The following is a 21,962-nucleotide window of genomic DNA, read 5'->3' as shown; positions in this document are numbered from 1 at the left end:
TCGGGGCCCGGTGCGGCGAGTGGGGGTCCCCCCTACTCGAAGAGCTTGGGGGAGCGTGCATGGCGTCGCGGGGCAGACGGGGATTTGACGACAGGGCCTAGCAGCCGCCTTCATCATGCGGGCCTCGGCCGGTGAGCGGGCGAGCCTGTGGACAACCCCGGCTCTGTGGAAAACGTGGAACGCAAAACCGTGTCACCGGCGGCCGCATGACGGGGAGTCGGGCCGCATCCCGGCCCGACTCTCCCGGTGTTGGGTCAGCGCGTCGCGAACGGCTGGTCCGTGGGCACGATCTCGCGTCCCAGCGGAAGCAGCGAGACGGGGATCAGCTTGAAGTTGGCGATGCCGAACGGGATTCCGATGATCGTGATGCACAGCAGGATGCCGGTGACGATGTGCGCGAGGGCCAGCCACCAGCCGGCCAGGATCAGCCACAGGACGTTGCCGATGCAGGAGCCGGCTCCGGCGTCGCGGCGCTCGACCGTCGTGTACCCGAAGGGCCACAGGGCGTAGACGCCGATGCGGAACGCGGCGATGCCGAACGGGATTCCGATGATGGTGATGCACAGCAGCACACCCGCGAGCAGGTAGCCGAGGAACAGCCAGAATCCGCTCAGGACGAGCCAAATGACGTTCAGGATGGTCTTCACTGGTGGCGACCTGCCATCTTTTCGAGCCGGGCGATGCGCTCCGCCATCGGCGGGTGCGTTGAGAACATCTTGGACAGTCCCTGGCCCGGGCGGAAGGGGTTCGCGATCATCATGTGGCTCGCGGTCTCGATTCGGGGCTCCGGAGGCAGCGGAAGCTGCTTCGTGCCGGCGTCCAGCTTGCGCAGGGCGCCGGCGAGGGCGAGTGGGTCGCCGGTGAGCTGGGCGCCCGAGGCGTCCGCCTCGTATTCCCTGGAGCGGCTGATGGCCAGTTGGATGAGGCTGGCGGCGAGTGGGCCCAGGATCATGACCAGCAACAGGCCGAGCACGCCGGGGCCGTCGTCGTCGTCCGAGCGGCCGATCGGGATGAGCCAGGCGAAGTTGACCAGGAACATGATCACCGAGGCGAGGGCGCCGGCGACCGACGAGATGAGGATGTCGCGGTTGTAGACGTGGCTGAGCTCGTGGCCGATGACGCCGCGCAGCTCGCGCTCGTCCAGGATGCGCAGGATGCCCTCGGTGCAGCACACGGCGGCGTTGCGCGGGTTGCGGCCCGTGGCGAAGGCGTTCGGCGCCTCCGTCGGCGAGATGTACAGGCGGGGCATGGGCTGGCGGGCCTGTGTGGAGAGCTCACGGACCATGCGGTACAGGGCCGGAGCCTCGAACTCGCTGACGGGGCGGGCACGCATCGCGCGCAGCGCCAGCTTGTCGCTGTTCCAGTACGCGTACGCGTTGGTGGCGAGCGCGACCAGGACGGCGACGATCAACCCCGTACGGCCGAAGAGGCTGCCGATGACGATGATGAGTGCCGACAGTCCCCCGAGGAGTACTGCGGTCCTGAGCCCGTTGTGCCGGCGGTGCACGGTACGCCCTCCAAGTGGTGCGGCAGGGGAACCCTTTGCTTACTGATCTCCGGTGCCACTGGTGCCGTGGTGTCACGTCCAGTGGACCCTCCCGCACTGGTCAACGCCAGGCGGGGGCCACTAGTTCCCTTGTGCGTGCGGAGGCGGGCGTGCGCCGTCCGGGTGACGGTCCGCGCTGAGCGGCACGCGCGTGTGGCGGCCTGCCGGCCCACGCGCGTGCCGGGGTGTCAGAACAGGCCGGTGTCCGCGAAGCGGAGCACCAGCTGGGGCGCTCCGGACAGGGCGACGCCGAGGACCGCGGTGAGGCCGATCGCGGCGGTGAGCGGGGCCGGGACGCGGTGCCGTGCGGGCTCGCCCTCGGGGGCGCGGAACAGCAGGGCCGTCCACTGAAGGTAGTAGAAGAGGGCGATCACCACGTTGACGGCCATGACGACGGCCAGCCAGCCGAGTCCCGCGTCGACGGCCACCGAGAAGACAGTGACCTTGGCGAAGAGGCCGATGATGCCCGGCGGCAGTCCGGCGAGGCACAGCAGGAAGAAGGCCAGGGTGAGGGCCGCGAGGGGGTTGGAGGCGTACAGGCCCCGGTAGTCCGTGAGGCGGTTGAGGTGCTTCGTACGGCCCACCACGGCGGCCACCGCGAAGGCGCCGAGGTTCACGGCGGCGTACATGAGGGCGTACGCGACGGTGGAGCCGACGGCCTTCTGGCCGTCCTTGACGTAGCCGGCGGCGGCGATCGGCACGAGGAGGTAGCCGGCCTGCCCGACGGAGGACCAGGCGAGCAGCCGGACCGCGCTGTACGCGCGCGTGGCCTGCTGGCGCAGGGCGCCGACGTTGCCGACGGTCATGGTGAGGGCGGCCAGGACGGCGAGCGCGGGGCCCCAGACGTCGGCGTACGACGGGAGGGCGACGACGGTGACGAGGATCAGGCCGGAGAAGCCGACGGCCTTGCCGACGACCGACAGGTAGGCGGCGACCGGGAGGGGGGCGCCCACGTAGGTGTCGGGCACCCAGAAGTGGAACGGCACGGCGGCCGTCTTGAAGGCGAAGCCGACCAAGGTGAGGACGACGCCGGTCTGCGCCAGGGTGTGGAGCTGTCCGTCGACGTGCTGGATGCGGTCGGCGACCTGGGTGAGGTAGAGGCTGCCGGTGGCGGCGTACACGAAGCTGATGCCCATCAGGCTGACCGCGGTGGCGGTGACCGAGGACAGGAAGAACTTCAGGGCCGCCTCGGATGACTTCCGGTCGCCGTGCCGGATGCCGACCAGGGCGAACGCGGGCAGGGAGGCGACTTCGAGGGCCACGATCAGGGTGGCGAGGTCGCGCGAGGCGGGCAGCAGGGCGGCGCCGGCCGCGGAGGACAGCAGCAGGAACCAGAACTCCCCTTCGGGGAGTCTGCGGTGCCCGTCCTTGAGCGCGGTGACCGACAGCAGGGCCGCGAGGAGGGCACCGCCGAGGACGAGGAACTGGATGACGAGGGTGAACCGGTCGGCCGTGTAGCTGCACACGCCCTGGTTGCCGGTCAGGCAGAAGGTGCTGCGGTCGCCGTCCAGAAGGGGCAGCAGCAGGAGGGCCGAGACGGCGAGTCCGGCCACCGAGACCCAGCCGAGGACGGCCTTCCGGGCTTCGGGTACGAACAGGTCGGCGACGAGGACGACGAGTGCGACGACCGCGGCGACGGTGGGCGGGGCGATGGCGAGCCAGTCGACGGACTGGACCACGGACGCGGCCAGCGGCTGGGCCAGGGCGCTCATCGGGTGCCTCCTGCGAGGAGCTGCTGCACGGCCGGGTCCGTCAGGCCGAGGAGGACCTTCGGCCACAGTCCGGCGACGACGGTGAGGGCGACGAGCGGGGTCCAGGCCGCGAACTCGTAGCTGCGTACGTCCGCGAGCTTCGGGACGTCCTGCGGCAGGGCGCCCATGCAGACGCGGCGGACCACGACGAGCATGTACGCGGCCGTCAGCAGGGTTCCGAACGCGGCGATGGACATGAAGGTGAGGAAGGCGGGGCGGCTCAGGTCGGCGGCGGGGTTGAAGGCGCCGAAGAGGGCCAGCATCTCGCCCCAGAATCCGGCCAGGCCCGGCAGGCCGAGCGAGGCGACCGCGGCGAAGGCGAGCAGGCCGCCCAGGCGCGGGGCCTTGCCGTACAGCGCGGCTCCGGTCTGGAATTGATTCGGCGCGGCGGAGCCGCTCGTTGTGGGGTGGCGGTCGGGCGACGGGAGGGAGAGGGTGTCGAGGTCGGTGGTGCCCGTGCGGTCCTTCAGCCCGCCGACCAGGAAGAAGAGGAGGCCGGTGATGAGGCCGTGGGCGATGTTGGCGAACAGCGCGCCGTTCACCCCGGTCGGGGTCGTCGTCGCGATGCCGAGCAGGACGAAGCCCATGTGGCCGATGGAGGAGTAGGCGATCAGGCGCTTGAGGTCGCCCTTCGCGCCCTGCTTGGCGAGGGCCAGGCAGGCCAGGGATCCGTAGATGATCCCGACGACCGCGAGGGCGGCGAGATACGGCGCGAAGATCCGGAACCCGTCGGGCGCGATCGGCAGGAGGATCCGGACGAACCCGTACGTACCCATCTTCAGCAGGACGCCGGCCAGGAGGACCGAGCCGACGGTCGGCGCGGCGGTGTGGGCGTCCGGCAGCCAGCTGTGCAGCGGCCACATCGGCGTCTTGACCGCGAGCCCGATCCCGATCGACAAAACCGCGATGACCTGCACGGATGTGGTCAGCGACCGGCCGTTGTCAGTGGCGAGTGCCACCATGTCGAATGTGCCCGCCTTGATTCCGATCAGGAGCAGGCCGAGCAGCATGACGACGGACCCGAGCAGCGTGAAGAGGATGAACTTCCAGGCGGCCTGGGTCCGGCCCTCGCCGCCCCAGCGGGCGATGAGGAAGTACATCGGGATGAGCACCATCTCGAACGCGAGGAAGAACAGCAGCAGGTCGAGGACGGCGAAGGTCGCGAGGGTGCCGGACTCCAGGACGAGCACCAGCGCGACGAAGGCCTTCGGGCTCGGGCCCGCGGGCATCTTGAAGTAGGAGTACAGCGCGCAGAGGAAGGTCAGCAGCGCGGTCAGGACCAGAAGGGGGAGGGAGATGCCGTCGATGCCGAGGTGGATCCGCACGTCGAGTGCGGGGATCCAGCTGATGTCCGTCGTGGCCTGCATCTTCGACGGCTGGTCGTGGTCGAAGCCGAGCGCCAGGACGATCGCGGCGATGAGGATCGCGCCCGTCACGGTCACGCCGTGCCTCAGCACGGCCTGCTCGGGCGACTTCCCCTTCAGCCCGGGCGGGGCGGGCAGGAGAGCGGCGACGGCGCCGAGGAGCGGGCCGACGACGACGAACGCCAGAAGGAACTGCATCACGGACTCGCTGATATCGATCACGCCTGCTCACGCTCCCGTGGCGACGAGGAGGACGGCGACCGCCAGGACGACGGTGCCGGCGAGCAGCGCGCTCACATAGGTCTGCACATTGCCGGTCTGTGCGCGCCGCACGGCTGCCCCGAGCAGACGGGGCAGCGCGGCCGCGCCGCGCACATAGGTGTCGACGACCTCGCGGTCGAGGAACTGGACGAGACTCGCTCCGGCCCGCACCGGGCGGACGAACAGCGCCGAGTACACGGCGTCCAGGTGGAAGCCGACGGCCGCGTGCCGGTACAGCGGCCCGAGCAGCAGCCGCCCGGGGTCCGCCGGGTCGGCAGCGTAGGCCACGTCGCCGTACGCCGGCTCGTGGCCGACGATGGCCTCCTCCTCGACCAGCCCGGCGCCGCCCTCGGGGTGGGCGGCGACCGCGCCCATCGGTACCCGGGCGGCGAGTGCGGTGGTGTGCTGCCAGGCGCCGTAGGTGGCGAGCAGGCCGACCAGGGCGAGGCCCGTGCCCAGCACCGAGGTGAGCAGGGTCGGCGTCAGGTCGCGGCCGCCGAACCAGTCGGGCAGCGTGCGGTAGGCGAGCCCGCCGAACGCGAGCGAGGGGACGGCGAGCACCCACAGCACCACGGTCATGCTGAGCGGCTGACGGCCGTGGTCCGGGGCCTCGGTTCCCCGGCCGCGGAAGGCGAGCAGCCACAGGCGGGTCGCGTACGCGGCGGTGAGCAGGGCGGTGACCAGACCGGCGACGAGCACGATCCAGCCGGTGCTGCCGGGGACGCGCTCGGCGTGGCCGGTGGCGACGTGCTCGGCGGCGCCGAGGACGGACTCCTTGGAGAAGAAGCCGCTGAAGGGAGGAATCGCGGCGAGGGCGAGGAGCGCCACGCTCATCGTCCAGTAGGCGTCGGGGACGCGGTCGCGCAGGTGGCTCATGCGGGACATGGCGGCCAGTGAGTTGGTGCCGGCGGCGTGGATGATCACGCCGGCCGCGAGGAACAGCAGCGCCTTGAAGGCGCCGTGCGACAGGAGGTGGAAGACGGCGGCACCGCGGTCGCCGACGGCGAGGGCGCCGGTCATGTAGCCGAGCTGGCCGATCGTCGAGTAGGCGAGGACGCGCTTGATGTCGTCCTGGGCGAGCGCGCAGAGACCGGAGCCGATCATCGTGACGGCGGCCATGACGGCGAGGACGACCATCGCGGCCGCAGAGGCCTCGAAGACGGGGAGGAGCCGGGCGACGAAGTAGACACCGGCGGCGACCATCGTCGCGGCGTGGATCAGCGCGGAGACGGGCGTGGGACCCGCCATCGCGTCGGGGAGCCAGGTGTGCAGCGGGAACTGCGCCGACTTGCCCGCCACGCCCGCCAGGAGCAGCAGCGCGATCCGCGTCGGGTGGTCGAGTCCGCCGCTGGCGACGGTGCCGAGGACCTTCGTGATCTGGAAGGACCCGGCGTCGGTGGCCAGGGCGAACAGGCCGATCAGGAAGGGGACGTCGCCGAGCTTGGTGACCAGGAAGGCCTTCAGGGAGGCGGCGCGGGCCTCAGGGGTCTCCCAGTAGTGGCCGACCAGGAAGTAGGAGCAGATGCCCATGACTTCCCAGCCGACCAGCAGCACGATCAGGTCGCCCGAGTAGACGACCAGGAGCATCGCGGAGGTGAACAGGGAGACGAGAGCGGCGTACGAGGGGTAGCGCGGGTCGTCGCGCAGGTAGCCGGTGGAGTAGATCTGCACGCAGGTGGCGACGACGCCGACCAGGACGGCGACGAGGGCCGCGAAGCCGTCGATGTACAGGGACAGCTCGATCGGGATCGAGCCGGTGGGCGTGAGTTCGGTGGCGGCGCTGATCGCCTGGCCGCCGCCCTGGCGCCCGGCGACCAGCACGGCCAGCACCAGTGCGGTGAGGGTCGGCAGGACGGCGAGCGGGCGCACGAAGCCGGGGGCCGTGCGGCCCAGGAGCAGGCCGGCGACGGCGGCGAGGAACGGCAGGAGGGGGACGAGGACGGCGAGGGTGGTCGTGGTCACGCGGTGGCCTCAGCCTTCTCGGCCGCGGGGGCGTCGCTGTCGGGGCCGTCGGTCTCGTGGCCCTCGGCGGTGTCGCGGAGTCTGTCGATGTCGGAGGTGCCGCGGTTGCGGTAGACGGCGAGGACGATCGCCAGGCCGATGCCGATCTCGGCGGCGGCGATGGCGATGGTGAACAGGGTCAGGGCCTGGCCGGAGTGCAGGGTGTCCCGGGCGGTCTTGCTGAGCCAGACGTCGAAGGCGACGAGGTTGAGGTTGACGGCGTTGAGCATCAGCTCGACCGACATCAGGACCAGGATCGCGTTGCGGCGGGCGAGGACGCCGTACAGGCCGGTGCAGAAGAGGAGGGCGGAGAGCACGGCGGGATAGGCGAGGTGCATCAGCGGGCGCCTTCCTTCTCGGCGCGGCCGCGGCGGGCGTCCGGGACCGTCGGGGTGCCGGTCGTCTCCGCCTTGGCCTTGCGGGACAGGACGATCGCGCCGACCAGGGCGGCGAGGAGGAGCACGGAGAGGGCCTCGAAGGGGAGGACCCAGTTCTGGAACAGGCTCGCGCCGGTGACCTCGGTCGATCCGGCGGCCGGGCCGTGCAGGTCGATCCAGGTGGTGCGGAAGGCGTCGACCACCACCCAGACCAGGGCGGCCGCGGCGGCGAGGGCCACGGCCAGGGCGGCCCACCGGTTGCCGGAGTCGGCGTCAGGGGAGCGGCCGATGGGGGCCCTGGTGAGCATCAGGCCGAACAGGAGGAGGACGACGACGGAGCCGACGTAGATGAGGACCTGTACCCAGGCGATGAACTCGGCGGTGAGCAGGAGGTACTCGACGGCGAGGCCGCCGAGGGTGACCACGAGCCACAGGGCGGCGTGCACCAGCTGCCGGGTGGTGACGGTGACCAGCGCGGCGCCGAAGGTGACCAGGCCGACGAGGAGGAAGGCGATCTCGACACCGTTCGGGGAGAGGAAGCCGTGGGGTGCGGCGGCGGCGAGGCTCACGCGTCCCCCTCCTGCGGCTCGGCCTGCGCGGCCGCGAGCTTCTCCGCGGTCTTGCGGGCGGCGGAGAGTTCCTTCGGCTCCTCGGCGGCGGGGTCGAGGGCGGGCGGGGCCGGGACGGTCCACATCCACTCGCGGAGCTTGTCGCGCTCGTGGGTGAGCTCGTGGATGTCGGTCTCGGCGTACTCGAACTCCGGGGACCAGAACAGGGCGTCGAAAGGACAGACCTCGATGCAGATACCGCAGTACATGCACAGGGAGAAGTCGATGGCGAAGCGGTCGAGGACGTTGCGGCTGCGCTCGCGGCCGCCGGGGGCCACGGGCGGGACCGTCTCCTTGTGGGAGTCGATGTAGATGCACCAGTCCGGGCACTCGCGGGCGCACAGCATGCAGACCGTGCAGTTCTCCTCGAACAGGCCGATGACGCCGCGGGTGCGGGGCGGCAGGTCGGGCTGGACCTCCGGGTACTGCGCGGTGACGGTCTTCTTCGTCATCGTGCGGAGGGTGACGGCCAGACCCTTGGCCAGGCCGCTGCCGGGGATGCGGGAGCGGGTGGGCGGGAGCGACGCAGCCATGGCTACTGGATCACCACCTTGACGATGCCGGTGAGGGCGATCTGGGCGAGGGAGAGGGGGACGAGGAGGGTCCAGGAGAGCTTCTGGAGCTGGTCCTCGCGCAGGCGGGGGTAGGTCACGCGCAGCCAGATGACGACGAAGGCGAGGATCGCGGTCTTCAGCAGGGTCCACAGCCAGCCGAGGCCGTCGGCGCCCCAGGGGCCGTGCCAGCCGCCGAGGAAGAGGACGGTGGTCAGGCCGCACAGGACGATGATTCCGGCGTACTCGGCGAGCAGGAACAGGGCGAAGCGCAGGCCCGTGTACTCGGTGTACGCGCCGAAGATGATCTCCGAGTCGGCGACCGGCATGTCGAAGGGCGGCCGTTGGAGCTCGGCGAGGCCGGCGACGAAGAACACGAACGCGCCGACGATCTGCCAGGGCAGCCACCACCAGTGGAAGGCGTCGAGGATGCCGGGCAGGGAGACCGTGCCGGCCGCCATCGCCACCGAGGCGGCGGCGAGGAGCATCGGAAGTTCGTAGGCGAGGAGCTGGGCGGCGGTGCGCAGGCCGCCGAGGAGGGAGAACTTGTTGGCGCTGGCCCAGCCGGCCATGAGCGAGCCGAGGACGCCGACGCCCATCACCGCGAGCACGAAGAAGACACCCGCGTCGAGGACCTGGCCGACCGCGCCCTCGCCGGGGCCGATCGGGATGGCGAGCAGGACCAGCAGGTACGGGAGGAGGGCGACGGCCGGGGCGAGCTGGAAGATACGGCGGTCCGCGCCGGTCGGAACCACATCCTCCTTCTGCGCGAACTTCACGCCGTCGGCGATGAGCTGGGCCCAGCCGTGGAAGCCGCCGGCGTACATCGGGCCGAGGCGGCCCTGCATGTGGGCCATCACCTTGTGCTCAGTCTGGCCGACGATCAGGGGGAAGGTGAGGAAGACGACGAAGACGACCAGAAGTCGCAGGGCGACGTCGAGCGCGCCGTTCACTGCGGGCCTCCTGTGGGGTCGTCATGGGCGGGGGTTTCGGGGGCGGAGGCTTCGGGGGCGGACTCCTCGGCGCTGGGCGCTGCGTCAGCGCGGCCCGCTTCCGTCGGTTCCGTCGGTTCCGTCGGTTCCGGTTGCGGGGCCTTCTTGCCCTCCGGCTCGTCGAAGGCCGGGCGGGCGTGATGCCAAGGGGCGTCGGTGCCGCGCGCGGCGGTGGACCGCCCTGTGCCGGGCGCACCCGCACCCGGCACCGTGGGCTCCGCCGGCTCGGTCGGCTCGGTCGCCTCGGTCGGCTCGGCAGCCTCCGTCTCTCCCGCTCGCTGCGAGGCGGACCCCCCGCTCGCGCTGCGCGCGCGACGCGGACCGGTCGCACCGGCGGCGGTACCCGCAGCACCGCCCTGCTCACTCACCGAGGCCTCGGGCGCCACCGCCTCCGCAGAGGCCGAGACCTCAGGCGCCGCCTCGGCAGATGACGCGGCAGCGGTCGGCTCCAGTGGTGCCCCCTGGCTGGCCGATCCCTCCGCCGCCGTGCGCGTGCGCCGCGGCGGGCGTTCCCCGGCCGCGCGTACCGGGCGGTCGCCCGCGGCGCGCGTGGGGCGGTCGCCCGCCGCCCGGCCCGCGGCACGGCCCGCGCGGCGGGCGGGGGCCGGTGGGAGCTGGCCCTTCATGGGGCCCCACTCGTTGGGGTCGGGGACGCCCGGTGGCAGCATCTGGCGGCGCTTGGGGCCGCCGTGGTCCGACTCGCCCGGTTCCTTCGCTCCCGGCCACGCCTTGGCGACCCGTGCCGCCAGGACGAAGTCCTTGCGCAGGGGGTGGCCCTCGAAGGTCTCCGGGAGGAGCAGGTGGTCCAGCGCCGGGTGACCCTCGAAGGTCACGCCGAACATCTCGTGCGTCTCGCGCTCGTGCCAGGCGGCGCCCGCGTAGACGCCGACGGCGGAAGGAAGGGCCGGGGCCTCGTGCGGGACCGTGGTGCGCACCAGCAGGCGGCGGACCGGGGCGAGGGCGACCACGTGCGCGGAGACGCGGAAGCCCGTGCCCGGTTCGTCGACCGCGCTCAGCCAGTCGAAGTAGGTGCAGGACAGGGTCGTACGGGCCGTCTCCAGGGCGGTGAGCCAGGAGGACGGCGGGACGTCCACCGTCAGGACCTCGTACGACTCCTCGGCCGTCGCCTCCGTACCGAAGAGTTCCTCGACCGGGGCGGGCAGCCAGCCGACGGTGGTCATCGCGGATCCCCCTCGACGGCCGGCGGCTTCACCAGGCCGCTCTGCAGGGCGGCCGTGGAGGCACGCGGGGCTCCGACGGTGCCGTACCGCTCCCCCAGCGACTCGCGGGCGATCTTCTCCTGGAGTTTGAGGATGCCCTGGAGCAGCGCCTCGGGGCGGGGCGGGCAGCCGGGGACGTACACGTCGACCGGGATGATCTGGTCGACGCCCTTCGTCACCGAGTAGGAGTCCCAGTAGGGGCCGCCGCAGTTGGAGCAGGCGCCGAAGGAGATGACGTACTTCGGCTCGGGCATCTGCTCGTACAGGCGCCGGACCGCGGGGGCCATCTTGTCCGTGACCGTGCCGGAGACCACCATCAGGTCGGCCTGGCGCGGGCCCGGCGCGAAGGGGATGACGCCGAGGCGGATGAAGTCGTGGCGGGCCATCGACGCGGCGATGAACTCGATGGCGCAGCAGGCGAGGCCGAAGTTGAAGACCCAGAGCGAGTAGCGGCGGCCCCAGTTCAGGACCACCTTCATCGGCTCGGGAGCCAGGCGCGCGAGCGCGCCCAGGCGCTTCGGCTCGGGCAGCAGAACCGGCTCGGTGGCCGACGGGGTCACGTCCATGTCAGGACGCCCTTCTTGTATGCGTACAGCAGGCCCACGGCCAGGAAGCCGAGGAAGATGAACATCTCGACGAGCGTCGTCGCTCCGTAGCCGGGCGCGGCGAAGACCGTCGCCCAGGGAAAGAGGAAGATCGAGTCGACCGCGAAGATCACGTAGAGGAAGGCGTAGACGTAGTAGCGGACCTGGGTGTGGGCCCAGCCCTCGCCGACGGGGTCGACACCGCACTCGTAGGTGAGGAGTTTCTCCGGGGTCGGCACCACGGGGCGCAGCAGGCGGCCCGCGCCGAAGGCGACCGCCACGAAGAGCACGCCGACCAGGGCCAGCAGTCCCACGACCGAGTAGGACTGGAAGTAGCCGGCCGCAATGTCCGCCGGGACGGCGGTCGAGTTCCCCAACGTCTCCCGCAACGTCGTCCTCGCTCCCTGACCTGGTGGTGACCCCAGTTAACCGCTGATTCGACGATCTGTACGCACGGGAGTCTAGGCCCTGATAAAGGGAGGGTAAGCAGCCCGTCACAGCATGAGACGCGAGGGTGGGGTTTTCCCCAGGACATCGCGGCGGCGAACTCCATGGCACTGCGGCCCGGGGCGCGGCAGGCTAGCGCCCATGACCGCTCGTTCCTCCTCGGCCGGCACCGCGCGGACCGGCTCCGGGGCCCTCTCGCGGGCCGATGCCGGCGCCCGCCCGTGGGCCGACGCCGACGATCCCCTGCCCCCGGCCCGTTTCGCCTACGAGGCACAGACCTGGAAGGAGATCGCGCATCTCCTGGCGAACCTGCCGGTGGCGGTGTTCGGATTCACGTACGCGGTCGCGGCGCTGAGCGTCAGCGGTGCGCTGACGTTCACCGTGATCGGCTTCCCGCTGCTCGCGGTCGCGCTGTTCGGGGCGCGGCAGCTGGCGAAGATGGAGCGGGCGCGGGCCCGGCGGCTGCTCGGGGTGCGGGTGGAGGAGCCGAGTCCGCTGCGGCTGGCCAGGGTCGGCGGCCTGCAGCGGCTGTGGCTGGCGCTGAAGGACCCGGTGGGCTGGCGGACGATGCTGTACGACCTGATCCGGCTGCCGTGGGGCATCCTCACCTTCGTCACCGTGCTGACCGGCCTGTTCGTGCTGTGGCCGGTGCTGCCGTTCGTCGTGCGGGGGCTGACGAACGTGGACCGGGCGATGGTGCGCGGGCTGCTGTCGCCCTCGGACGAGCTGGAGCGCCGGATCGCCGAACTGGAGTCCGACCGTGGGGTCGTCGTGGACACCGCGGCGGCCGATCTGCGCCGCATCGAGCGCGATCTGCACGACGGGGCACAGGCCCGGCTGGTCAACCTGGCCATGGGGCTCGGTCTGGCCAAGGAGAAGCTGCTCGAAGACCCCGACTCGGCCGCGGCCATGGTCGAGGAGGCGCACGGCGAGGTGAAGCTCGCGCTCCAGGAACTGCGCGATCTCGCGCGCGGGATCCACCCCGCCGTGCTCACCGACCGGGGCCTGGACGCCGCGCTGTCCTCGGTCGCCTCGCGCTGCACGGTGCCGGTGAAGGTGACGGCCGACCTGGAGTCGAGACCGGCCGCCGCGATCGAGGGCATCGCCTACTTCACGGTCTCCGAGCTGCTGCAGAACATCAGCAAGCACAGCGGGGCGCGGACGGCCGCCGTCGACGTGTGGCGGACGGAGCACCGGCTCCTCATACAGGTGTGGGACGACGGTCGCGGCGGCGCCCGGCTGGACGGCGGCACCGGCATGCGCGGCCTCGCGGACCGGCTGGGCGCCGTCGACGGCCTGTTCGTCGTCGACTCACCACCGGGCGGCCCGACCACGATCACCGCGGAGCTGCCCTGGCGGGACCGTGCGCAGGACCCGGCGGACGGCCGGGACCGGACGCAGACCCCCCGCGAGGGGTAGGGAAAACCCCCCGGTCAAGACGCCGACGGCCTCCATGTCCCGCCGGCCTTGCGACACAGCAGGGTGGAGGTACGGCAACACAGCCGCCGAACGAGGAGAACGGGACGACGCCGATGGCCACGGAGTACGGACAGGGGTACGGGTACACGCACGGGTACGAACCCGGCGGCGAACGCCGGCACCGGCTGCCCGCCGCGCTGCGGGCGCCGATCGAGGCACGCAGCCGGCGCGAGTTCGCGTACGTCCTGCTGAGCCTGCCGGTGGGCATCCTGATGTTCGTCTACGCCGTCACGATGATGTCGCTCGGGGCGGGCCTGCTGGTGACGTTCCTCGGGGTTCCGGTGCTGGCGGCGGGGCTGGCCGGGTGCCGGGGGCTCGGCGTGCTGGAGCGGGCGCGGGCGCGCGGGCTGCTCGGCCTGGAGGTGGCCGAACCGGAGCCGCTGCCCCAGCGGAAACCGGGCGTGATGGCCTGGATGGGCGCGGTCCTGAAGAACGGCACCTCGTGGCGGCACCTGCTGTACGCGGTGCTGCAGTTCCCGTGGGCGGTGTTCTCGTTCGTCGTCGCGGTGAACTTCTGGGCGTACGGCTGGGCGCTGCTGACGTACCCGCTGTGGTTCTGGCTGTTCCCGATGTACGGCGGTCAGGGCGGCCTTCAGCTGTACGGCGACGCGCACCACAGCGTCTATCTCGACAACCCCTTCGAGATCACCGTCACGGCGCTGGTCGGACTGCTGTTCACGCTGGCCACGCCATGGATCGTGCGGGCGCTGACCACGGTGGACCGGGTGCTGGTGCACGGGCTGCTCGGGCCGTCGCGGCTGGCGACGCGGGTGGTGGAGCTGGAGTCGGACCGGGGGATCGTGGTCGACACGGCGGCGGCGGACCTGCGGCGCATCGAGCGGGATCTCCACGATGGAGCGCAGGCACGCCTCGTGGCGCTGGCCATGGATCTGGGGCTGGCGAAGGAGAAGCTGACGGAGGACCCGAACGCCGCGGCCCGGATGGTCGAGGAGGCGCACGGCGAGGTGAAGACGGCACTCCAGGAGCTGCGCGATCTCGCCCGCGGGATCCATCCCGCCGTCCTGACCGACCGCGGGCTGGACGCCGCGCTGTCCTCGGTCGCCTCCCGCTGCACGGTGCCGGTGCAGGTCGAGGTGGACCTGGTGGAGCGGCCCGCGCAGGCCATCGAGGGGATCGCCTACTTCACCGTCTCCGAGCTGCTGCAGAACATCAGCAAGCACTCCGGGGCCGGCCGGGCGTCGGTGGACGTGTGGCGGTCGGACGACCGGCTGATGCTGCAGGTGGTGGACGACGGGCTCGGCGGCGCCGACGTGTCGGCCGGTTCGGGCCTGGCGGGACTGGCCGAGCGGCTGGATGCGGTCGACGGGATCCTGGTCGTGGACTCGCCCCGGGGCGGCCCCACCCGCGTGACCGCGGAGCTCCCCTGGCGGCGGTGACGGCTCGCGGCTTCACGGCCGCCCGCCCCTCGGTCCGCGGACCGGGGCGCGGGCGGCCGTGGCATGCCCGGGGATCACCGACAGGCGACGAACATCAACAAGCGTTGATCAACCCCAGCCGTTGATCGACCACAACCCTTGATCGACCACAGGCCGTCCCGAGTGGCGGACCTGACATGTACTGCCCTGATTCTCGTGGCCCGGGGGCGGTGCGGTCCGAATGCTGGAATGCTGGACTTCCGTATGGACGGACCGGGAAGGAAGACGGGCTGGGGGGCCGAAAGATCGTGGAGGACAGGGTGCGGGTGGTCATCGCCGAGGACTCGGTGCTGCTCAGGGAGGGGCTGACCCGGTTGCTGACCGACCGTGGGCACGAGGTCGTGGGCGGTGTCGGGGACGCGGAGGCGCTGATCAAGACGATCGCCGACCTGAACGCGCAGGACGCGCTGCCCGACGTGGTCGTGGCGGACGTACGGATGCCGCCGACGCACACAGACGAGGGGGTGCGGGCCGCGGTGCGGCTGCGCAAGGCGCATCCCGGGCTCGGCGTGCTGGTGCTGTCGCAGTACGTGGAGGAGCGCTACGCCACCGAACTGCTGGCCGGTTCCAGCCGCGGCGTGGGCTATCTGCTCAAGGACCGGGTGGCCGAGGTCCGGGAGTTCGTGGACGCGGTGGTCCGGGTGGCCCAGGGCGGTACGGCACTGGACCCGGAGGTGGTCGCGCAGCTGCTCGGGCGCAGCCGCAAGCAGGACGTGCTGGCAGGCCTCACCCCGCGCGAGCGCGAGGTCCTGGGGCTGATGGCCGAGGGGCGGACGAACTCGGCGATCGCCAAGCAGCTGGTGGTCAGCGACGGAGCGGTGGAGAAGCACGTCAGCAACATCTTCCTGAAGCTCGGCCTGTCGCCGAGCGACGGGGACCACCGGCGTGTTCTGGCCGTCCTCACCTACCTGAACTCATGATGGCCTGACACTGTGTCAGCAAAGCAGCGGACCCAGAACCGGGAAACGAGCGGGAAGCGTCTTCCACCGCATCTCCAGGGGGGCGAGTAAGCATGACACCACAGGGCAACGGGTCGTCTCGGAATGCCGTCCATCATGCGAATGGCCGAGGGAAGGCGACCCTAACCGACGTAGGGTTGATCCTGGGATGGTCCGTGGGACGACCACACCCGGACAGCCGCCTCGAAGGAGGTCAAGTTCAGTGACCAGCCAGGTCAGCAGCCCAGCGGAGCAGACCGACGGGACCGTTGTGGGAGAGCAGCGCAAACCGGGCGGGGTGAAGGACGTCCGGCGCCTGGACCGGGTCATCATCCGGTTCGCGGGGGACTCGGGTGACGGCATGCAGCTCACCGGAGACCGGTTCACGTCCGAGACGGCGTCCTTCGGCAACGACCTCTCGACGCTGCCGAACTTCCCCGCCGAGATCCGCGCGCCCGCCGGCACCCTCCCGGGCGTCTCGTCCTTCCAGCTGCACTTCGCCGACCACGACATCCTCACCCCGGGTGACGCGCCGAACGTCCTGGTCGCGATGAACCCGGCCGCCCTGAAGGCGAACATCGGCGACCTCCCGCGCGGCGCGGAGATCATCGTCAACACGGACGAGTTCACCAAGCGCGCCATGCAGAAGGTGGGCTACGCGTCCAGCCCGCTGGAGGACGGCTCGCTCGACGGCTACAACCTCCACCCGGTCCCGCTGACGACCCTGACGGTGGAGGCCCTCAAGGAGTTCGACCTCTCCCGCAAGGAGGCTGAGCGCAGCAAGAACATGTTCGCGCTGGGCCTGCTGAGCTGGATGTACCACCGGCCGACCGAGGGCACCGAGAAGTTCCTGAAGTCGAAGTTCGCGAAGAAGCCGGACATCGCCGAGGCCAACATCGCCGCGTTCCGCGCGGGCTGGAACTTCGGCGAGACGACCGAGGACTTCGCGGTGTCGTACGAGGTGGCGCCGGCCGCCAAGGCGTTCCCGGTCGGCACCTACCGCAACATCTCCGGGAACCTGGCCCTGTCCTACGGCCTGGTCACCGCGAGCCGGCAGGCCGATCTGCCGCTGTTCCTCGGCTCGTACCCGATCACTCCGGCCTCGGACATCCTGCACGAGCTGTCCAAGCACAAGAACTTCGGTGTGCGGACCTTCCAGGCGGAGGACGAGATCGCGGGGATCGGCGCGGCGCTGGGCGCGGCGTTCGGCGGCTCCCTCGCGGTGACCACGACCTCCGGCCCCGGTGTGGCGCTGAAGTCGGAGACGATCGGCCTCGCGGTGTCGCTGGAGCTGCCGCTGCTGATCGTCGACATCCAGCGCGGCGGGCCTTCGACGGGTCTGCCGACCAAGACCGAGCAGGCGGACCTCCTCCAGGCGATGTACGGCCGCAACGGCGAGGCCCCGGTCCCGGTGATCGCGCCGTGCACGCCCGGCGACTGCTTCGACGCGGCGCTGGAGGCGGCCCGGATCGCGCTGACGTACCGCACGCCGGTGATGCTCCTGTCGGACGGCTACCTGGCCAACGGCTCCGAGCCCTGGCGCATCCCCGAGGTGGACGAGCTGCCGGACCTGAGCGTGCAGTTCGCCTCCGGTCCCAACCACACGCTGGCCGACGGCACCGAGGTGTTCTGGCCGTACAAGCGCGACCCGAAGACCCTGGCCCGCCCCTGGGCCGTCCCCGGCACCCCGGGTCTGGAGCACCGCATCGGCGGGATCGAGAAGCAGGACGGCACGGGCAACATCTCCTACGACCCGGCCAACCACGACTTCATGGTCCGCACCCGCCAGGCCAAGATCGACGGCATCGACGTGCCCGATGTGGAGGTCGACGACCCGCACGGGGCCGAGACACTGGTGCTGGGCTGGGGCTCGACGTACGGCCCGATCACGGCCGCGGTACGGCGGCTGCGTGCGGCCGGGGAGTCCATCGCGCAGGCCCATCTGCGCCACCTCAACCCCTTCCCGCGGAATCTCGGCACGGTGTTGAAGCGTTATCCCAAGGTGGTGATCCCCGAGATGAACCTCGGCCAGCTCGCCACCCTGGTGCGGGCGAAGTACCTGGTGGACGCCCACTCGTACAACCAGGTGAACGGCATGCCGTTCAAGGCTGAGCAGCTCGCCACGGCGCTCAAGGAGGCCATCGATGGCTGAGACGTCCACGGAAGGCACGGGCACGATCGAGGCGCTCTCGCTCGTCCCCAAGGCCGAGGCCAGGCAGTCCATGAAGGACTTCAAGTCCGATCAGGAAGTGCGCTGGTGCCCCGGCTGCGGTGACTACGCGATCCTCGCCGCCGTGCAGGGCTTCATGCCGGAGCTGGGCCTGGCGAAGGAGAACATCGTCTTCGTCTCGGGCATCGGCTGCTCCTCGCGCTTCCCGTACTACATGAACACGTACGGCATGCACTCGATCCACGGCCGCGCCCCCGCCATCGCGACGGGCCTGGCCAGCACCCGCCGGGACCTGAGTGTGTGGGTGGTCACCGGTGACGGCGACGCGCTGTCCATCGGCGGCAACCACCTGATCCACGCCCTGCGCCGCAATGTGAACCTGAAGATCCTGCTGTTCAACAACCGGATCTACGGCCTCACCAAGGGCCAGTACTCCCCGACCTCCGAGGTCGGCAAGATCACGAAGTCGACGCCGATGGGGTCGCTGGACGCGCCCTTCAACCCGGTGTCCCTGGCCCTGGGCGCGGAGGCGTCGTTCGTGGCCCGCACGATCGACTCCGACCGCAAGCACCTGACGCAGGTGCTGCGCGCGGCCTCGGCCCACCAGGGCACGGCGCTGATCGAGATCTACCAGAACTGCAACATCTTCAACGACGGCGCCTTCGACGCCCTGAAGGACCGGCAGTCCGCCGAGGAGGCGCTGATCCACCTCGAACACGGGCAGCCGATCCGCTTCGGCGCAGACGGCACGCGCGGCGTCGTCCGCAACGCGGCCACCGGCGACCTGGAGGTCGTCACGGTCACCCCGGAGAACGAGGCGCGGCTCGTCGTCCACGACGCCCACGCGGCCTCGCCCACCACGGCGTTCGCCCTGTCCCGGCTGGCCGACCCGGACAACCTCCACCACACGCCGATCGGGGTGTTCCGGTCGGTGGAGCGCCCGGTCTACGACACGCAGATGGCCGACCAGCTGGACGAGGCGGTCGAACAGCACGGCAAGGGAGACCTGGCGGCGCTGCTGGCCGGCGGCGACACCTGGACGGTGGTCGGCTGAGGCCGTCGGACGACGGCCGGCCGGCGCAGTCGACGATTCACGAGGCCCGGGTCTGTTCCGCCCGGGCCTCGTCGTATGCCAGGCGGGCGCGCTCGACGTCCGCCATCCGCTCCCTGGTCCACAGCGAGAGAGCCCGCACCTGTTCCGCGGCCTCGCGGCCCAGGCCGGTGAGGGAGTAGTCGACGCGGGGCGGGATGACCGGCTTGGCGTCGCGATGGACGAGGCCGTCGCGCTCCAGGATCTGCAGGGTCTGGGTCAGCATCTTCTCGCTGACCGGGGCGATCTCGGCGATCGCCCGGCGCAGTTCGCTGAAGCGGTACGAGCGGTCCAGGAGCCGGATCAGGACGAGGACGCCCCAGCGGCTGGTGACGTGCTCCAGCACGAGGCGGTAGGGGCACATCCCCTCGGCCTCGGCGCGCTTCTTGGCGTTGAGGTTACTTACTGCCATGCCAGTACCTTACTTCAAAGTGGGTACTTTCGTTGAGTTAGTGCCACTCCTAGGGTTAGTGACATACACACCCCACAAGGAGATCGCAGACATGAGCATCGTCGTCACCGGAGCCACCGGACACCTCGGCCGCCACGTCGTGGAGCAGCTGCTGGACAAGGTCCCCGCCGACCAGGTCACCGCCGTCGTCCGCGACAAGGCCAAGGCCGCCGACCTCGCCGCCCGCGGGGTACGGATCGCCGTCGCCGACTACAACGCGCCCGGGACCTTCGACGGACTCTTCGCGGCCGGCGACAAGGTGCTGCTGATCTCCGGCAACGAGTTCGACAAGGGCCGGGTCCAGCAGCACAAGGTCGTCATCGACGCCGCGAAGGCGGCCGGCGTGGCGCTGCTCGCCTACACCAGCGCCCCCGGCAGCCTGACGGCCGCCCTCGCCGACGACCACCGCGCCACCGAGGAGGCGCTGCTCGCCTCCGGCCTGCCCTACGCGCTGCTGCGCAACGGCTGGTACCACGAGAACTACACCGAGAACCTCGCCCCGGTCCTGGCGCACGACGCCGTCGTCGCCGCGGCCGGTGAGGGCCGGGTCTCCTCCGCCGCCCGCGCCGACTACGCGGCCGCCGCCGTCGCCGTGCTGACCGGCGAGGGCCACGAGAACCGGACCTACGAGCTGGGCGGCGACGAGGCGTGGGGCTTCGCCGAGTACGCGGCCGAGCTGAGCGCGCGGACCGGCAAGGAGATCACCTACAACAACGTTCCCGGTGAGGTCCTGAAGGACATCCTGGCGGGCGCCGGGCTGCCCGCGCCGTTCGCCGAGATCCTCGTCGGCGTGGACGCGTCCATCGCGAAGGGCGAACTGGTCGTCTCCAGCGGCGATCTGTCCCGCCTGGCCGGCCGCCCGACGACCCCGTTCTCCGAGGCCATCGCCGCCGCGCTCAAGGACTGACACCGCCCTCTCCGGACGCCTGAACGCACCCCACCCCCACCTGTCATGACCGTATGGCGATACGGGCATGACAGATGGGGGTGCTCGGCGCTACCGTCGTCCCGGCGAGCAGGCGCGACGTGAGCAGGAGGGGCCCGTGGCCGGGACATCCAAGGGTGACGGGATATCGAGGGGCGACGGGGCGGCGAAGGGCGAGCAGCGGACAGGTCTGCTGAACGGCTTCGCGGCCTACGGGATGTGGGGCCTCGTCCCCATGTTCTGGCCCCTGCTCAAGCCCGCCGGCTCGGTCGAGATCCTCGCCCACCGGATGGTGTGGTCCCTCGTCTTCGTCGCCGTCGCGCTCGTCGTCGTACGGCGCTGGGCCTGGGCCGGCGAACTGCTGCGGCAGCCGCGCCGGCTGGCCCTGATCGCGCTCGCGGCCGCGGTGATCACCGTCAACTGGGGCGTCTACATCTGGTCCGTGAACGCCGGGCACGTGGTGGAGGCCTCGCTCGGGTACTTCATCAACCCCCTGGTCACCGTCACGATGGGCGTGCTGATCCTGAAGGAGCGGCTGCGGCCCACGCAGTGGGCGGCGGTCGGCGTCGGGTTCGCCGCCGTGGTCGTGCTGACCATCGGGTACGGCCGTCCGCCGTGGATCTCCCTCTGCCTCGCCTTCTCCTTCGCCACCTACGGGCTGGTGAAGAAGAAGGTCAACCTGGGCGGCATCGAGTCGCTGGCCGCCGAGACCGCCATCCAGTTCCTGCCCGCGCTCGGCTATCTGCTGTGGCTGAGCGCGCAGGGCCAGTCCACGTTCGGCACCGGCGGCGCCGGACACGCGGCGCTGCTCGCCTCGACCGGCATCGTCACCGCGCTCCCGCTGGTCTGCTTCGGGGCGGCGGCGATCCGCGTACCGCTCTCCACGCTCGGCCTGCTGCAGTACCTGGCCCCCGTCTTCCAGTTCCTGATCGGCATCCTCTACTTCCACGAGGCCATGCCGCCCGAGCGCTGGGCCGGGTTCGCGCTGGTCTGGCTGGCCCTGGCCCTGCTCACCGGTGACGCCCTGCGCACCGCGCACCGCGCGTCGAAGGCCCTCGCGGCCGGGATCCCGGCGCCGCGGAACGGGCGGCCGGCCGGCGTGGTGGAGACGGCGCCGGAGGTGGCTGTACGAGAGGTGGCCGTACGAGAGGTGGAGGACGTGTCAGCGGCGCCGGAGGGCCCGCTGGAGGCGAAGGGCTAGAGCCGCCGGGCGGCCGGGCCCCGGTTCCGCTGTCAGGTCCGTCCAGGTCGGCTATAAGTGGTCGGCATGACACAGACTCCGGCGGCCGCGCCCGCCCCGCTGCACTGGAAGCTCGTCATCGACGCCGCCGACCCGCACACACAGGCCGACTTCTGGGCCGCCGCGCTGCACTACGAGGTCGAGGACAACAGCGCGTTCGTCGAGCGGCTGCTGGAACTGGGCGCGCTGCCCGGCGCGGCCACCGTCGAGTTCCACGGCCGCCCGGCCTTCCGGGACCTGATCGCCGTACGGCACCCCGACGACCCGTACGACAAGGAACGCGGCACCGGGCTGGGACGGCGGCTGCTGTTCCAGCGCGTCCCCGAGGCCAAGACCGCCAAGAACCGGCTCCACCTCGACCTGCACCCCGGTGAGGGGCTGCGGGACAGCGAGGTCGAACGGCTTCAGGGGCTGGGCGCGAGCGTCGTGCGGCGGGTGACGGAGCCGGCCGGGGCGTGGGTGATCATGGCGGACCCGGAGGGCAATGAGTTCTGCGTGCAGTAGGTGACGCGAGGGCGGCCGGAGTCGACG

Annotated in this window: 21 protein-coding genes; 8 read left to right on the top strand and 13 right to left on the bottom strand. The window is 71.2% G+C overall.

The genetic code is table 11. The annotated features are described in order from the left end of the window. Positions 1-254: 254 nt before the first annotated feature. From IPZ69_RS22825 to IPZ69_RS22770, 12 genes are all read right to left on the bottom strand, one after another. Positions 255-647, bottom strand: coding sequence for a YccF domain-containing protein (locus IPZ69_RS22825; RefSeq protein WP_235456143.1), 393 nt, complete (start codon positions 645-647; stop codon positions 255-257). Beyond that, positions 644-1,507 carry a zinc metalloprotease HtpX gene (htpX, locus tag IPZ69_RS22820; protein WP_235456142.1) on the bottom strand — a complete coding sequence of 288 codons (864 nt, stop codon included), beginning with the start codon at positions 1,505-1,507 and terminating at the stop codon, positions 644-646. The genes IPZ69_RS22825 and htpX overlap by 4 nt, the downstream gene beginning before the upstream one ends. A 227-nt stretch (positions 1,508-1,734) precedes the next feature. Next, positions 1,735-3,258, bottom strand: a complete 1,524-nt coding sequence (locus IPZ69_RS22815; protein WP_235456141.1) for an NADH-quinone oxidoreductase subunit N — start codon at positions 3,256-3,258, stop codon at positions 1,735-1,737. Continuing rightward, the gene (locus tag IPZ69_RS22810) at positions 3,255-4,883 is read right to left on the bottom strand and encodes an NADH-quinone oxidoreductase subunit M (RefSeq protein WP_235456140.1); all 1,629 of its coding nucleotides are present in this window, start codon (positions 4,881-4,883) and stop codon (positions 3,255-3,257) included. Before IPZ69_RS22810 ends, IPZ69_RS22815 begins: the two co-directional genes overlap by 4 nt. A gap of 6 nt (positions 4,884-4,889) precedes the next feature. Then, complete coding sequence (locus IPZ69_RS22805; RefSeq protein ID WP_235456139.1) at positions 4,890-6,884, bottom strand: NADH-quinone oxidoreductase subunit 5 family protein; 1,995 nt, start codon at positions 6,882-6,884, stop codon at positions 4,890-4,892. Beyond that, on the bottom strand, positions 6,881-7,261 hold the full coding sequence (gene nuoK / locus IPZ69_RS22800; RefSeq protein ID WP_235456138.1) for an NADH-quinone oxidoreductase subunit NuoK: 381 nt from the start codon (positions 7,259-7,261) through the stop codon (positions 6,881-6,883). The genes IPZ69_RS22805 and nuoK overlap by 4 nt, the downstream gene beginning before the upstream one ends. Then, positions 7,261-7,869, bottom strand: coding sequence for an NADH-quinone oxidoreductase subunit J family protein (locus IPZ69_RS22795; RefSeq protein WP_235456137.1), 609 nt, complete (start codon positions 7,867-7,869; stop codon positions 7,261-7,263). The genes nuoK and IPZ69_RS22795 overlap by 1 nt, the downstream gene beginning before the upstream one ends. Further along, a complete protein-coding gene (locus IPZ69_RS22790) occupies positions 7,866-8,441 on the bottom strand; it encodes a NuoI/complex I 23 kDa subunit family protein (protein WP_235456136.1) in 576 nt (191 codons plus the stop codon). The genes IPZ69_RS22795 and IPZ69_RS22790 overlap by 4 nt, the downstream gene beginning before the upstream one ends. Before the next feature lie 2 nt (positions 8,442-8,443). Next, positions 8,444-9,412 (bottom strand): complex I subunit 1/NuoH family protein, encoded by a 969-nt coding sequence (locus IPZ69_RS22785; RefSeq protein WP_235456135.1) that lies wholly within the window; start codon positions 9,410-9,412, stop codon positions 8,444-8,446. Continuing rightward, complete coding sequence (locus IPZ69_RS22780) at positions 9,409-10,632, bottom strand: NADH-quinone oxidoreductase subunit C (RefSeq protein ID WP_235456134.1); 1,224 nt, start codon at positions 10,630-10,632, stop codon at positions 9,409-9,411. The genes IPZ69_RS22785 and IPZ69_RS22780 overlap by 4 nt, the downstream gene beginning before the upstream one ends. Then, complete coding sequence (locus IPZ69_RS22775; RefSeq protein WP_235456132.1) at positions 10,629-11,237, bottom strand: NADH-quinone oxidoreductase subunit B; 609 nt, start codon at positions 11,235-11,237, stop codon at positions 10,629-10,631. The genes IPZ69_RS22780 and IPZ69_RS22775 overlap by 4 nt, the downstream gene beginning before the upstream one ends. Next, positions 11,228-11,644, bottom strand: coding sequence for an NADH-quinone oxidoreductase subunit A (locus IPZ69_RS22770; RefSeq protein WP_235456130.1), 417 nt, complete (start codon positions 11,642-11,644; stop codon positions 11,228-11,230). Before IPZ69_RS22770 ends, IPZ69_RS22775 begins: the two co-directional genes overlap by 10 nt. A gap of 199 nt (positions 11,645-11,843) precedes the next feature. Here IPZ69_RS22770 and IPZ69_RS22765 point away from each other — a divergent pair, with 199 nt between their 5' ends. The 5 genes from IPZ69_RS22765 (at position 11,844) to IPZ69_RS22745 (ending at position 18,779) form a co-directional block, all read left to right on the top strand. Beyond that, on the top strand, positions 11,844-13,121 hold the full coding sequence (locus tag IPZ69_RS22765; protein ID WP_235456129.1) for a sensor histidine kinase: 1,278 nt from the start codon (positions 11,844-11,846) through the stop codon (positions 13,119-13,121). A 113-nt stretch (positions 13,122-13,234) separates the two neighbouring features. Then, entirely contained in the window at positions 13,235-14,578 is a 1,344-nt protein-coding gene (locus IPZ69_RS22760; protein ID WP_235456128.1) for a sensor histidine kinase, read from the top strand. Between the two features lie 299 nt (positions 14,579-14,877). Then, positions 14,878-15,537 carry a response regulator transcription factor gene (locus IPZ69_RS22755; RefSeq protein ID WP_308407532.1) on the top strand — a complete coding sequence of 220 codons (660 nt, stop codon included), beginning with the start codon at positions 14,878-14,880 and terminating at the stop codon, positions 15,535-15,537. 241 nt (positions 15,538-15,778) lie between these two features. After that, positions 15,779-17,707: a 2-oxoacid:acceptor oxidoreductase subunit alpha gene (locus IPZ69_RS22750; protein WP_235456126.1), complete on the top strand. Its 1,929-nt coding sequence runs from the start codon at positions 15,779-15,781 to the stop codon at positions 17,705-17,707. Further along, the gene (locus IPZ69_RS22745) at positions 17,700-18,779 is read left to right on the top strand and encodes a 2-oxoacid:ferredoxin oxidoreductase subunit beta (protein ID WP_235456125.1); all 1,080 of its coding nucleotides are present in this window, start codon (positions 17,700-17,702) and stop codon (positions 18,777-18,779) included. The genes IPZ69_RS22750 and IPZ69_RS22745 overlap by 8 nt, the downstream gene beginning before the upstream one ends. Positions 18,780-18,816: 37 nt before the next feature. Here IPZ69_RS22745 and IPZ69_RS22740 read toward each other — a convergent pair whose 3' ends face one another. After that, entirely contained in the window at positions 18,817-19,227 is a 411-nt protein-coding gene (locus IPZ69_RS22740) for a winged helix-turn-helix transcriptional regulator (protein ID WP_235456124.1), read from the bottom strand. Between the two features lie 91 nt (positions 19,228-19,318). Between IPZ69_RS22740 and IPZ69_RS22735 the strand changes: the two genes are divergently transcribed. The 3 genes from IPZ69_RS22735 (at position 19,319) to IPZ69_RS22725 (ending at position 21,935) form a co-directional block, all read left to right on the top strand. Then, positions 19,319-20,173 carry an SDR family oxidoreductase gene (locus IPZ69_RS22735; RefSeq protein ID WP_235456123.1) on the top strand — a complete coding sequence of 285 codons (855 nt, stop codon included), beginning with the start codon at positions 19,319-19,321 and terminating at the stop codon, positions 20,171-20,173. Positions 20,174-20,408: 235 nt separating this feature from the next. Further along, positions 20,409-21,392 (top strand): EamA family transporter RarD, encoded by a 984-nt coding sequence (gene rarD, locus IPZ69_RS22730; RefSeq protein WP_235456148.1) that lies wholly within the window; start codon positions 20,409-20,411, stop codon positions 21,390-21,392. A gap of 66 nt (positions 21,393-21,458) precedes the next feature. Further along, positions 21,459-21,935, top strand: coding sequence for a VOC family protein (locus IPZ69_RS22725; RefSeq protein ID WP_235456122.1), 477 nt, complete (start codon positions 21,459-21,461; stop codon positions 21,933-21,935). Positions 21,936-21,962: the final 27 nt, after the last annotated feature.

Source organism: Streptomyces olivochromogenes (assembly GCF_021538895.1).
In the GTDB taxonomy this organism is placed as follows: Bacteria; Actinomycetota; Actinomycetes; order Streptomycetales; family Streptomycetaceae; genus Streptomyces; species Streptomyces olivochromogenes_A.
The sequence above is the reverse complement of the archived record's forward strand: the minus strand, read 5'-3'. Positions and strand labels throughout refer to the sequence as shown.

Bases quoted from the DNA above. Each gene is read 5' to 3' on its own strand.
- IPZ69_RS22815 (WP_235456141.1), bottom strand. From the start codon at position 3,258: ATGAGCGCCCTGGCCCAGCCGCTGGCCGCGTCCGTGGTCCAGTCCGTC.
- nuoK (WP_235456138.1), bottom strand. From the start codon at position 7,261: ATGCACCTCGCCTATCCCGCCGTGCTCTCCGCCCTCCTCTTCTGCACC.
- IPZ69_RS22790 (WP_235456136.1), bottom strand. From the start codon at position 8,441: ATGGCTGCGTCGCTCCCGCCCACCCGCTCCCGCATCCCCGGCAGCGGC.
- IPZ69_RS22780 (WP_235456134.1), bottom strand. From the start codon at position 10,632: ATGACCACCGTCGGCTGGCTGCCCGCCCCGGTCGAGGAACTCTTCGGT.
- IPZ69_RS22775 (WP_235456132.1), bottom strand. From the start codon at position 11,237: ATGGACGTGACCCCGTCGGCCACCGAGCCGGTTCTGCTGCCCGAGCCG.
- IPZ69_RS22765 (WP_235456129.1), top strand. From the start codon at position 11,844: ATGACCGCTCGTTCCTCCTCGGCCGGCACCGCGCGGACCGGCTCCGGG.
- IPZ69_RS22760 (WP_235456128.1), top strand. From the start codon at position 13,235: ATGGCCACGGAGTACGGACAGGGGTACGGGTACACGCACGGGTACGAA.
- IPZ69_RS22745 (WP_235456125.1), top strand. From the start codon at position 17,700: ATGGCTGAGACGTCCACGGAAGGCACGGGCACGATCGAGGCGCTCTCG.
- IPZ69_RS22740 (WP_235456124.1), bottom strand. From the start codon at position 19,227: ATGGCAGTAAGTAACCTCAACGCCAAGAAGCGCGCCGAGGCCGAGGGG.
- IPZ69_RS22735 (WP_235456123.1), top strand. From the start codon at position 19,319: ATGAGCATCGTCGTCACCGGAGCCACCGGACACCTCGGCCGCCACGTC.
- rarD (WP_235456148.1), top strand. From the start codon at position 20,409: ATGTGGGGCCTCGTCCCCATGTTCTGGCCCCTGCTCAAGCCCGCCGGC.
- IPZ69_RS22725 (WP_235456122.1), top strand. From the start codon at position 21,459: ATGACACAGACTCCGGCGGCCGCGCCCGCCCCGCTGCACTGGAAGCTC.